This window comes from Nocardioides albertanoniae, from assembly GCF_006716315.1.
GTDB classification, from domain to species: Bacteria; Actinomycetota; Actinomycetes; order Propionibacteriales; family Nocardioidaceae; genus Nocardioides; species Nocardioides albertanoniae.
Genome location: NZ_VFOV01000001.1, coordinates 92,748 through 104,833 on the forward strand (window position 1 = coordinate 92,748; position 12,086 = coordinate 104,833).

The 12,086-nt window shown below is 70.0% G+C and carries 9 protein-coding genes; 3 read left to right on the top strand and 6 right to left on the bottom strand.

Annotated features, from left to right (window positions below):
• Positions 1–75 precede the first annotated feature (75 nt).
• Entirely contained in the window at positions 76–831 is a 756-nt protein-coding gene (gene ppgK, locus FB381_RS00455; protein ID WP_141778467.1) for a polyphosphate--glucose phosphotransferase, read from the top strand.
• Between the two features lie 2,197 nt (positions 832–3,028).
• Here ppgK and FB381_RS00460 read toward each other — a convergent pair.
• Positions 3,029–3,643 (bottom strand): nitroreductase family protein, encoded by a 615-nt coding sequence (locus FB381_RS00460; protein ID WP_141778468.1) that lies wholly within the window; start codon positions 3,641–3,643, stop codon positions 3,029–3,031.
• A gap of 115 nt (positions 3,644–3,758) precedes the next feature.
• Here FB381_RS00460 and FB381_RS00465 point away from each other — a divergent pair, with 115 nt between their 5' ends.
• Positions 3,759–5,051, top strand: a complete 1,293-nt coding sequence (locus tag FB381_RS00465) for an outer membrane protein assembly factor BamB family protein (RefSeq protein WP_170225014.1) — start codon at positions 3,759–3,761, stop codon at positions 5,049–5,051.
• Between the two features lie 8 nt (positions 5,052–5,059).
• Here the strand turns inward: FB381_RS00465 and FB381_RS00470 are convergent, their stop codons facing one another.
• From FB381_RS00470 to FB381_RS00485, 4 genes are all read right to left on the bottom strand, one after another.
• Complete coding sequence (locus FB381_RS00470) at positions 5,060–5,695, bottom strand: YitT family protein (RefSeq protein WP_141778470.1); 636 nt, start codon at positions 5,693–5,695, stop codon at positions 5,060–5,062.
• Between the two features lie 85 nt (positions 5,696–5,780).
• Positions 5,781–7,181: a Re/Si-specific NAD(P)(+) transhydrogenase subunit beta gene (pntB, locus tag FB381_RS00475; RefSeq protein ID WP_141778471.1), complete on the bottom strand. Its 1,401-nt coding sequence runs from the start codon at positions 7,179–7,181 to the stop codon at positions 5,781–5,783.
• 2 nt (positions 7,182–7,183) lie between these two features.
• Positions 7,184–8,716 (bottom strand): Re/Si-specific NAD(P)(+) transhydrogenase subunit alpha, encoded by a 1,533-nt coding sequence (locus tag FB381_RS00480; RefSeq protein WP_141778472.1) that lies wholly within the window; start codon positions 8,714–8,716, stop codon positions 7,184–7,186.
• Positions 8,717–8,954: 238 nt separating this feature from the next.
• Positions 8,955–9,947, bottom strand: a complete 993-nt coding sequence (locus FB381_RS00485) for a DUF2332 domain-containing protein (RefSeq protein ID WP_141778473.1) — start codon at positions 9,945–9,947, stop codon at positions 8,955–8,957.
• A gap of 138 nt (positions 9,948–10,085) precedes the next feature.
• Here FB381_RS00485 and FB381_RS00490 point away from each other — a divergent pair, with 138 nt between their 5' ends.
• Complete coding sequence (locus tag FB381_RS00490; RefSeq protein ID WP_141778474.1) at positions 10,086–11,183, top strand: citrate synthase; 1,098 nt, start codon at positions 10,086–10,088, stop codon at positions 11,181–11,183.
• 23 nt (positions 11,184–11,206) lie between these two features.
• Here FB381_RS00490 and FB381_RS00495 read toward each other — a convergent pair whose 3' ends face one another.
• A complete protein-coding gene (locus tag FB381_RS00495) occupies positions 11,207–12,010 on the bottom strand; it encodes an oxidoreductase (protein WP_141778475.1) in 804 nt (267 codons plus the stop codon).
• Between the last annotated feature and the right edge of the window lie 76 nt (positions 12,011–12,086).

Consider the following 12,086-nt stretch of genomic DNA (forward strand, 5'->3'; position numbering starts at 1 on the left):
TGTAAAGACACTCGTCCCAGATAAATCGGTACGAAGTGGTGCCGTCGCGCCGAGCGAGTGCGCAAGGATGGAGGCATGACGACGAGCCTGCCCTTCGGCATCGACTTCGGCGGCACGGGCATCAAGGGTGCCCCGATCGACCTCGCAACCGGCGAGTTCGCCGAGGAACGCGCACGCATCTCGACCCCGGAGAGATCCACCCCGACAGCGATCGCGGAGATCTTCGTCGACCTGCTCGCGCAGTTCCCCGACTACGACGGGAAGGTCGGGGTGACGGTGCCCGGAGTCGTACGCCACGGCGTGGTGCACTCGGCCGCCAACATCGACAAGTCGTGGATCGGCACCGACGCCGACGCCGTCTTCACCGAGGCCACCGGGCGCGACGTGCACGTGGTCAACGACGCCGACGCGGCCGGCCTGGCCGAGGTGCGTTACGGCGCCGCGAAGGGGCGGCGCGGGCTGGTGATCATGACGACCCTGGGCACCGGCATCGGCACGGCCCTGCTCAACGACGGCGTGCTCGTGCCCAACTCCGAGCTCGGCCACCTCGAGCTCGACGGCCACGACGCCGAGTCGCGGGCCTCCAACATCGCCCGCAAGCGCGACGACCTCTCCTGGAAGCACTGGGCCAAGCGGCTGCAGAAGTACTACCGCCACCTGGAGATGCTCTTCTCGCCCGACCTATTCCTCGTCGGCGGGGGTGTCTCGAAGGAAGCGTCGGAGTTCCTCCCGCTTCTCGAGCTGGACACGGAGATCATCCCGGCGAAGCTGCTCAACACCGCGGGGGCGGTCGGGGCGGCGTTGTACGCCGAAGAGCTCGCCACCGACTGACCGCGGGTCCTGCGGCCGCGGCTGCGGCGGCGGTCCCGGTGGCGGCGCGGGCGGTCCCGGCGGCGCGGCCCGGTCCCACGGCGCCCCGGCCCGCTTCGTCTGCTCGACCTGTGCGCGGAAGGTCTTCCGGTCGGCCATCCGCTGCCGCTCCTCGGCGACCCGCTGCTGCCCCCACGGGCTCCGGAGCACCCGGAACCCGGCGTACGCCGCACCGGCGAGCAGCATCAGCACGAACAGCCCCGTGCCGAACGCCCACCCGGCCCGGTCCTGCACCCGGGCAGCGGTGGCGGAGGCGTCCTCGAGATGCCCGGCGTCCAGGTCGGCGCGGGCGCTGCCGGCGCCGACGTCGAGGAGCAGCACCAGCTCGCCGAGCTCGGTGACGGGGTTCTGGGTGCCGTCGACATTCGAGGTGGCCTCACCGACCTCCTCGGTGACCTGCGCGGCCTGGGGCAGCCAGGTCGCCAGCGACGCATACTCGTCGGCGATGTCGGCGCCCTCGTAGGCCTCCTTGGCCGCCGCGGAGGCCGGCAGGCCGGCCTTCTTCGCCGCCGCCTGGAGCTCGGTGGCGCCGGCGCCCGCGTCCTCGATCAGACCGGTGACGGTCGCCGCGTCGTCGAACCTCCACGAGGCCATCGCCTTGCGCAGCCCCTCGGGCGGCACCCAGTCGCCGTCGGCGCGGTCGACCGCGGCGTACGACTTGCGCGCCTCGGCCCTGCGCGCGAGCTCCTTCTCGGCCTTGGGCGTGAGCACCCAGGTGCGCAGGGCCTTCTCCGGTGACGCGTCGGTGTCGTAGCGCTGCACGAGGTCGAGGAAGGTGTGCCAGTCGGTGGTGCCCTGGAGCACGTCGTCGCCGGGGCGGTCGTAGACGGTGCGGCCCTCGTAGGCGGCGTTGACGACGGCGGTGAACTCCTTGTCGGAGAGTCCGGCGACCATCTTGAAGACGGCGGTGTAGGCCGCGGGGTAGCCGTAGGCGTCGACCTCCGCGGTGACGTCGCGTCCGGCAGCGTCCCAGCTCAGCAGGGCGAAGGCGTCCTCGCTGCCGCGCTTGACCTTGGGATAGCTCTGCCCGGTGGACCCGGTCACCTTGGTCGCCCGCTGGGCGACCACCTCGGTCAGGCCCTCGCTGAGCCAGCGACCGGAGACGGTCTTCGGGTTGATCCAGGCGTGGGTCATCTCGTGGTAGAGGATCGCCGCGTCGAGGTCTTCGGAGACGACGATCTCCTTGGCGTTCTCGTCGAACCAGGCGTAGCCGAGCGCCTCGGAGGAGACGTCTTCGCGGATCGTGTCGAGGCCGCCGGGCCACGACTTCCCGATCAGCTTCTCGAGCGCGGGAAGGCCCTTGGTGACCTCCTTCTCGGCGAAGTCGAGCCAGTCGCGGTCTCCCGGGAAGCTCTGCAGCGAGACCTGGGTGTCGCCGACGGCCATCTTCTCCTCGTCGTAGACCTTCGGGTCACGCGCGGAGACGCCGCCCTCCAGGAACCCTCCGGTCGCCTTCCACGTGGTCTTCTTGCCTTTGGACTTCTTCGCCTTGAACCCCGGCGCCGAGCTGGAGAAGTCCATCGACGACGGCAGCACGACCTCGACCGTCACCGAGTGGTCGTCACCGACACCGAGCACGGGGAAGACGGCGTAGCCCTTGCCGATCCGGATGTTGTTCGTCTTCGCCCGGATCGGGGCGCCCTGCAGCTCGTAGGTCCAGGTGATGGTGCGCGACTTGCCGTAGTAGAGGTTGGCGAACGACACCGTGGCGACGTCGATGCCGGTGCCCTTGACCCGCTCGGTGGTCGCGTCGAGCTCGGCGCCGTTGCTGGTCGCCTCGAGCCTCTTCGCGTCGGCGGGGATCGGGATCGAATGACCGGTCAGGAAGTAGTAGGTCGACCCCGAGCTCGGCTGCTGGTTGGTGACCGTGATCTCGGCCTTCACCTTGACCACGCCGGCCGACTCGTCGAGCACGTAGCGAGTGCGCGACGACTCGGCGACACCGTCGTTGGGCGCCGCGGCGACTGGCGCCGCCGCCATCACGAGCCCGCCACCCGTCAGCACCAGCACGAACAGCCCTGCTGCTGCGCGCCGGAGACGCCCCGCGCCCTTGCCACTCTTCACTGGGGAACCTTAGACCGATGCCCCGCCGGGTAGAACCTTTTCGGGCTCTTCCGACGGGCCCGGGCCGTACGTCTGGCGGATCACGACGAGCCGATCATGACCAGGGCGTGCCCCACTTGTCGGTGAAGGCCGTCTCCTCGAGCGGACGCCGGACGCGATCGCGCTCCTCGCGCTCGGCGTCGCGCGGATCGACCTGCGCGGGGTCGCCGTGGCGCCCGACCGCGATCCCGATCATGACCCGCCACCAGTCCGGTACGCCGAAGGCCGCTGCCACCGCGTCGTGGTCGAACCCGGCGAACTGATGGGATGACAGCCCGAGCGAGGCGGCCTGGACGGTCAGGTGCGCGGCCGCCTGACCGAGGTCGTAATAGGCGTAGTCCGAGTAGGTCAGGCCGTCGCCGTCGGGCCCCACTCCGACCTGGGCGATCGCGACGAACACGGCCGACGCCCTCGGCACCCAGCCGGAGTTGCCACGGGAGAGGTGGCTCGCGAACGTCTCGTGGCCGGCCGAGCCACGAGGCAGCACCAGGAACGACCACGGCTGGCTGTTGCCTGCGCTGGGTGCCCACCGCGCCGCCTCGAGCAGCAGCCTGATCTCGGAGTCGGCGAGCTCGTGCTCCTGGTCGAAGACGCTCACCGACCACCGGTCGCGCAGGTGCTCGGTGAGATCCTCGGCTCCGGGCTGGGGCGCGCGCTTCGCAGCAGTCATACGTCCACTCTGCACCATCGACGCCACCACGACGCGCGGTGACCATCTGGGTCATATAAGTGCAATGCAACGTGATGTTGTCCTAACGGACGCAAACAGTGGCAATCATGTCTACATGCACCCAGCGAGCCCTTCTCCTGCCGCACGACCGGATCACACCACCGCCTGGGTGGTCGGCGGTCTGGTCCTCGCCCTGATCCTCGCCGTGGCGGGCTACCTCGTCTACACCGAGCTGCGAGGCGACGGTGACGCCACCGGCTTCGCGCCGGTGACCTCGGAGCCGAAGCAGGTCTGGTCGTGGAGCTCGGACCAGGAGGTGGCGTACGCCCAGGACCTTCCGAACGGCGGGTCCCTGGTCAGCCTCAGCGGCGAGGCCGACGGCATCGTCGCCCTCGACAAGAACGGCAAGGAGGAGTGGCGGGACGAGAAGCACCCGTACAACATCGTCATCGTCCACGAGAAGGAGCAGCTGATCGAGGCCAGCTGGTATGTCGCACAGGCGAGCAGCAGCGGATCCACCAGCGACAGCGGCACCATCCTCTTCGACTTCGACGGCGAGGCGACCTGGGAGGCCCCGGAGGGCGTCGATCTCTACTCCATCGAGGAGGACGGCAGCTATCTCGTCTCCGACGACGACGGCATGACCAGGCTCGACCCGAAGACGGACGAGGAGAGCTGGACGATCCCGGGCAGCGACTTCACGCTGAGCACCTCAGCGATCTACGCCCTCGACGGGGACGACGTCGTCCGCTACGGCCTCGACGGCAAGGAGGCGTGGCGCACGACACTGCCCGCGAGCTACGACAGCGGCCTCGACGAGTACGGCCGGACCCAGCTCTACTCCTCCGACGAGATGCTCCTCGTCGACTCCGGTTCACTCCTGGCGTACGCGCCGGAGAGCGGCGAGAAGCTCTGGTCCGAGTCGACCGGTGGCGAGGTCCTCCGGGCCGCGGACGACCGTTTTGTGGTCGTGCCGACCTCGGAGTACGACGAGGAGACCGGCGAGAAGAAGCCGCTGTCGGGGCCGTTCCCGATCTTCGGACCCGAGGGGAAGGTCGGCGACATCGACCTCGCCACGAGCGGTGCCTACCTCACCATGGACGTGATCTCGCTCGACGGCCGGCCGGTCAACTTCCACGAGTCCTCGGGCACTCTCTTCGATGCCGACGGCGCGGTGATCGACACGGACCACGACCACGTCGCCCAAGCCCTCGACGAGGGCGCCTACACTGTCGACGGCTCCACGATCGGCTACCGCGCCTGGGACAGCGACGACGCCGCCTGGACCCTCGATCTCACAGATGTCGACTCGATGGCCGACGACTACTACCCCGAGGACGTGCGCGTCAGCACGGCGAAGGACGGGATCTACGTCAACGACAAGACGTCCGTACGCCTCTACCGCTGACCCTCGTCTCAGGCGAGGTAGCGGCCCGGCCGGTGGTTGAAGGCCAGGAAGATGTTGAGGACCACCGCGCCGGTGGCCGAGAGCAGCACGGTGAGCGGGGAGACGGCGAGCAGGGCGAGCAGGATGACGCTGACGTCGAGGCCCATCTGCACGTAGCCGGCGCGCAGGTTCAGGCGCTCCTGGAGGATCAGCGCGAGCACGTTGAACCCGCCCATCGAGGCGCCGTGGCGGAAGATGACCAGCAGCCCGAGCCCGACCAGCAGGTTGCCGGCGAGCACGCCGTAGACCGTGTCGAGATCCTTGATGTCGAGCAGGTCGTGGTGCACCCGGGTCAGGGCCGAGGTCGCGACGACGCAGATCAGCGACCTGACGGTGAACCCCATGCCCTTCTTGGAGAGCGAGAGGGCGAAGAACGGCAGGTTCACCAGCACGAACAGCACCTCGAACGGCAGCCCGGTCCAGTAGGACACCAGCAGGCTGAGCCCGGCGGTGCCGCCGGTCACCGCGCCGACGGACTTGATCAGGTAGAGCCCCAGTGAGGTGACGACCACGCTCGTGACGTAGCCGAGCATGTCCTCCACCCGGGTATGGGGGACTCGGATCGACTCGAGGGAGTCTGCAATCGGCTCGGACACGACACTCATTCTGTGTGCCGTGCCCGAGCCGAGCAGAATCCGCTACGCGGAGACGTACGTCACGTTTCCGCTGGTCAGGTGAGTAATCCCAGGATCACGCACGCACTCGAGCGAGCGCGCCGACGATCTCGTCGACCTTGGCCTTCGCGTCACCGAAGAGCATCTGGGAGTTGTCGCGGAAGAAGAGCGGGTTCTGCACACCCGCGTAGCCCGCGGCCATCGACCGCTTGAAGACGACGACGTTCTTCGACTCCCAGACCCGCAGGACGGGCATGCCGGCGATCGGCGAGCTCGGGTCCTCGGCGGCGGCCGGGTTGACGGTGTCGTTGGCGCCGATGACCAGGACGACGTCGGTCTCGGCCAGGTCGTCGTTGATCTCGTCCATCTCGAGGACGATGTCGTAGGGCACCTTGGCCTCGGCCAGCAGCACGTTCATGTGGCCCGGCAGACGGCCCGCGACCGGGTGGATGCCGAAACGTACGTCGACGCCCTTGTCCCGCAGGATGCGGGTGAGCTCGGCGACCGGGTACTGCGCCTGGGCGACGGCCATGCCGTAGCCGGGGGTGATGACCACGGACGAGGCGCCGGCGAGCAGCTCGGCGGTGTCCTCGGCGTTGATCTCGCGGTGCTCGCCGTAGTCGACGTCACCGGACGGGCCGGCCTCGACACCGAAGCCACCGGCGATGACCGAGATGAACGAGCGGTTCATCGCCTGGCACATGATGTAGGAGAGGTACGCACCCGAGGAGCCGACCAGGGCACCGGTGACGATCAGCAGGTCGTTGCCCAGCAGGAAGCCCGAGGCGGCAGCGGCCCAGCCGGAGTAGCTGTTGAGCATCGAGACCACGACCGGCATGTCGCCGCCGCCGATGGAGGCGACCAGGTGCCAGCCGAGAGCCAGCGCGACGGCGGTGACCGCGATCAGCAGCGGCAGCGTCGGGTTGATGACGTAGACGACCGTCAGGACCACGAAGACGACCAGGGCGCCGATGTTGATGAAGTTCTTGCCGGGCAGCATCAGCGGGGCCGACTTGATCCGCGCGGAGAGCTTGAGGAAGGCGACGATCGAGCCGGTGAACGTCACCGCACCGATGAAGACGCCGATGAAGACCTCGGCCGAGTGGATCGCGCCGCCGTGAATGTGGCCAGCGGCGGCTTCGAGGTGGCCGTTCCAGCCGATGAGCACGGCGGCCAGACCCACGAAGGAGTGCAGCAGCGCGATCAGCTCGGGCATGCCGGTCATCTCGACGACCTTGGCTCGCCAGAGCCCGATCACGGCACCGACGACGACCGCGGCGACGAGCACGATCACGGCGACCGAGGTGGCACCGTCGGCCACCTGGATGACGGTGGCGACCAGCGCCAGCACCATGCCGGAGACTCCGTAGAGCCAGCCCTGCGAGGCGGTCTCGTGCTTGGACAGACCTGCCAGCGACAGGATGAAGAGGAGCGCGGCGACGAGGTAGGCCGCACCGGAGATGGAGAGAATGTCCATGATCAGGCCTTCCGGAACATCGAGAGCATGCGGCGGGTCACGGCGAAGCCACCGAAGATGTTGATGCTCGCCAGCAGCGTGGCGATGCCCGCGAGCACCATGACCACGTCGTCAGCGACCGTGAGCTGAAGCAGGGCGCCGACCACGACGATGCCGGAGATCGCGTTGGTCACCGACATGAGCGGCGTGTGCAGCGCGTGGTGGACGTGGCCGATCACGTAGAAGCCGATCACCGTGGAGAGCGTCAGCACGGTGAAGTGCTGGGTGATCTCGGCCGGAGCGACCGCGTTGAGCAGGAAGAGCGCGAGCGCACCGACGCCGACCAGCGCGAGCTTCGCACCGGCGGAGAGCGGCTTCTTCTCCTCCTTCTCCACGACCTCGGCGGCGGGCGCCGCCGCGGCAGGGGCCGCCGAGACCTGTACGGCCGGGGGCGGCCAGAGCACGTCGCCGTCGTGCACGACGGTCAGGCCACGCTGCACCTGGTCGTCGAGATCGAGGGCGAGCACGCCGTCCTTCTCGGGCGTGACCAGCTTCATCAGGTTGACCAGGTTGGTGCCGTAGAGCTGGCTCGACTGCGCGGGCAGGCGCGCGGGGAGGTCGGTGTAGCCGATGATCGTGACGCCGTTGGGGGTCGTGACGACCTCGTCCTTGACGGTGCCCTCGACGTTGCCGCCCATCGCGGCAGCCATGTCGACGATGACCGAGCCGGGCTTCATGCTCGCCACGTCGGCGGCGGTGATCAGCTTCGGCGCCGGACGGCCCGGGATCAGTGCGGTCGTGACGATGATGTCGACCTCTTCGGCCTGCTCGGAGTAGATCTCCGCGGCGCGCTTGTCGTAGTCCTCCGAGGTCGCCTTGGCGTAGCCGTCGGTCGACTTCTCGACCTCGACCTCGACCTTGAGGTATTCGCCGCCGAGCGACTTGACCTGGTCGGCGACCTCCGGGCGGGGGTCGGTGGCACGCACGATCGCGCCGAGCGAGCTCGCGGCGCCGATCGCGGCCAGGCCGGCGACACCGGCACCGGCGACGAGCACCTTCGCCGGCGGCACCTTGCCCGCGGCGGTGACCTGGCCGGTGAAGAAGCGGCCGAAGTGGTGGGCGGCCTCGACGACGGCGCGGTAGCCGGCGATGTTGGCCTGGCTGGAGAGGATGTCCATCGACTGGGCGCGCGAGATACGCGGCACCGCGTCCATCGCGAAGGCGTCCACCTTGCGCGCGGCCAGGGCGCCGAGGAGCTCGTCGCTCTGCGCGGGCGCCAGCGGCGCGACCAGGGTCGCTCCGCTCTTCAGCTGCTCGACCTCGCCGACCGAGGGTGCGTTGACCCGGAAGACCAGGTCGGCGCCCCACGCGTCGGCGGAGCTGCCGAGCCGTGCACCGGCCTCGGTGTAGGCCTCGTCCTTGAAGCTGGATGCCTCGCCGGCCCCACCCTCGATGACGACGTCATACCCCAGGCCGGTCAGCTTCTTGACCGTCTCCGGCGTTGCCGCCACCCGGGTCTCCCCAGGCTTCGACTCTCGGGTCACTCCGATGAGCATCCTCGACTCCTTCGTCTGCTAAACGGTGTTCTCAGTCTCCAGCATGGCGGGATCCCGGTCTGCCGATCAGCGTGTGACCGAATCATGACCGGCATCGACCGGAACCCCACCGTGCTGGTTACCGGTCGGTAACGGTAGGGCAGATCACGAGGTGGACACCAGGTCTGTCCAGTTGTATCGGTCCAAGACCTGTGGTCCGCCTCACGTCCTCACAGGTCCTCGGTCGGATCCAGGTGCGTCAGATCCAGCTGAGCGCCGCACCGTGCCCCTGGACCCAGCCGACCGCCTGACCGTCGACCGCCAGACACAGCCGATGACCCGCGTCCGGCACGCTCGGCGCCGTGGCCGCGAGCGAGGGGATCACGCGGGTTCCCTCGAGGCTGATCCAGTGGCAGCGACCTTCAGAGGCCGACGTACGCAGCCGCTCCTCGAGCCGGTGGCGGTCGGGTTCGTCGAGATAGGCCACGGCGGCGCTGTGGTGCACCACCGGCACGCCGCCGGAGGCCGCGGCGATGTCGAGCGCCTCGTCGAAGCGGTCGAGCATGTCTCCGGCAAGAAGCCGCGGCGGGTCGGTCCGGGTCACCTCGATCGCCGCGGCCAGACGGTCGCGGCGCTCGGCGTGCTCGGGCCAGATCAGGGTGAGGAGCCAGGCCATGTCGTCCTCGTCGGTGACGTCGAGCGGGTCGAGGTCGACCCCGACGCGGGCGGTGATGCGCGGCGGGCGGGCCGGGATCGGCACCGCTCCGGTCGCCGAGGTCTGCAGGGTCGGGCCGCCCGACCCGCGCAGTGCGCCCGCTCCCTCCCAGACGTAGTCGTAGCGATCCGGGTAGAGACAGAGACCCGCGCTGGCCCCGAGCTCGACGAGCGCGAGCGGCTCGTCGCCGAGCGACGCCAGGGCGGGGGTCAGCGCGGTCAGCCTGGCCACCTCGTTGGTCTGCGTACGCCGCGCCAGGATCGTCTCGCGCACCGCAGGCCACTGCGGGCCGAGCAGCAGATCCCGCAGGGTCGCGTAGGGCCCAGGCCGCAGACCGTGCCAGCGGGCGGCCGCGAAGACGAGGTTGGCCTGCCGCTTCCCCGCAGGGAGGCCACGCAGCACCTCGAGCACCTCCGGATCGCCGGCGACGCCCGTGGCCCAGGCCTGGAAGCAGGGCGAGGTGGACATCTCGACCGCGTGGAAGCGGTAGCTCTCCTCGATGTCGTTCGGGCCGGTCAGATCGTTCAACGGCAGCATGGGCGCTCCTGTGGTGAGGCGAGCGGGGTTCGGATCGGTGAGGACGGTGTGAACGCACTGTGCCCGCGGGCCAGAAGCGGTCGCCACGTCGATCGAGTCGACATGGCGCCGGGGCGCGGCGTACGCGAGAGTGGCGTCGTGACCGAGTGGATCGCGGCCCGCGAGGCCGCCCAGCGCCTCGGGGTGAAGCGCACGACGCTCTACACCTACGTCAGCCGCAACCTGCTCTCGCGGCGCCGCGAGGGCAGCGAGAGCCTGTTCGACCGCGCCGAGATCGACGCCCTGGTCAGCACGCGCCACCACCCTGGGTCGCCGCTCGGGGTGCTGCGGATGCGTTCGGTGCGCTCGAGCGTGAGCGAGGTGCGCGAGGGCGAGCTGTTCCTGCGCGGCGTGCCGCTGGCCGATCTCGCCGACGAGCCCTTCGAGGAGGTCGTCGACCTCGTGCTCGGGCCGGTCGCCGAGGTGGCCGTCGACGTGCCGGCGCACCTGGCACCGCTCCCGCTCGCGCGCCGGCTCCCGGCGCTGGCGCAGTGGGCGGGCTCCGGCGGCGATCGGGTCGACGCCGCCGGGACGGCCGGCGTCGCCAAGGGTCTGCTCGATGCTGCCCCGGTCGCCCTCGGTGGGCCGGCCGGGCCGGTCGGGCCAGTTGGACCAGTTGGATCGGTCGCTGAGGCGACCTTCGTCGCGATCGCCGGCCGCCAGGGCAGCCCTGAGGAGGTCGCAGCCGTCAGCACCGCTCTGGTCTCGCTCGTCGACCACGGCATGGCGGCCTCGGTGGTCGCGGCCCGGGTCGCGGCCTCGGCACGGGCCTCGGCGTACGACTGCCTGGTCGCCGGCTACGCGGCGCTCTCCGGGCAGCTCCACGGTGGCATCGGCGGCTCGGCGCTCACCGTGCTGCGGGACGGCCCGCCGTCCGACCCGAGCCGACGGGTGCCCGGCTTCGGCCACTGGCGACACCCCGGAGGTGACCCCCGAGCCGACGCGATCCTCGCTCGCCTGGCACTCGTCGACGGCTCGACTCCGACGGTGGCACGCCTCGAGGAGATCGCCGCCAGGACCGGTCACCGACCCAACATCGACGGTGCCCTCGCCGCGCTCGTCACCGTCTGCGGCCTGCCCGACGATGCCGCCGAGGTGCTCTTCCAGATCGGCCGTACGGTCGGCCTGGCGGCGCACGTCGTCGAGGAGTCAGGCGAGGACCCGTTGCGCTGGCGGGCGATCGACCCCAGCGCCTGACTCGGGTCGGAGACCCCGGGGCGTCACCCCATCGGGAACTCGCCACCGTCGACGATCAGGTTCCGTCCCGTCAGCCAGGCGGCCCGCCCGGAGACCAGGAAGTGCACGGCGTCCGCGATGTCGTCCGGCCGGCCCTCGCGGCCCAGCGGCGGCACGTCGTCGGCGTTGGTCTCGGCCGGCGGCGTGTCCGAGCCGGCCGCGATCGCCGCCCACTCCCGCCTGGTCGCCTCACCGCCCGGGGTCGCCGTCCGTCCGGGCGAGACGACGTTGACACGCACTCCCGAGGGGGCCAGGTCGATGGCCAGCCCTCGGCTGTAGTTCTCCAGCGCGGCCTTGGCCGCGGTGTAGGGCAGGAACATCCCGACCGGGGTGAGGACCGCGGCCGACGACACGTGCACGATCGCCCCGGATCCCGCCTCCCGCATCGCGGGCGCCAGCAGTGCGTCGAGACGTACGGCCGAGATGAAGTTGAGATCGAGCGCGCTCTGCCACTCCGCGGCGGGAGTGGCGACCGTGCTCTCGGACGGCGTGCCGCCGCCCGCGTTGTGGACGACGATGTCGGCGCCGCCGAACCGCTCCTGTGCGGCCGCGGCGATGGCCTCGGCACCTTCCCGTGTGGTGACGTCGGCGGCCACGAAGCCGGCGCCGTCGGGCACCGTGGCCGGCTCGGTGCGAGCGGTCGCCAGCACGTCGGCGCCCGCCTCCAGGAGGCGGCGGACCACTGCCTCGCCGATGCCACGGGTGCCGCCGGTGACGACGGCGCGCCTACCCGCCAGATCCCGCTGGTCGTGCTGGTCGTGCTTGTCGTTGTCTGCGGTCGAGTTCATGTCTTTAACGGTATGACCAGGGGAAACGCTCGATCAAAGACCAATTTCGAGCCGACCGGATAGGCGATTCCTATAG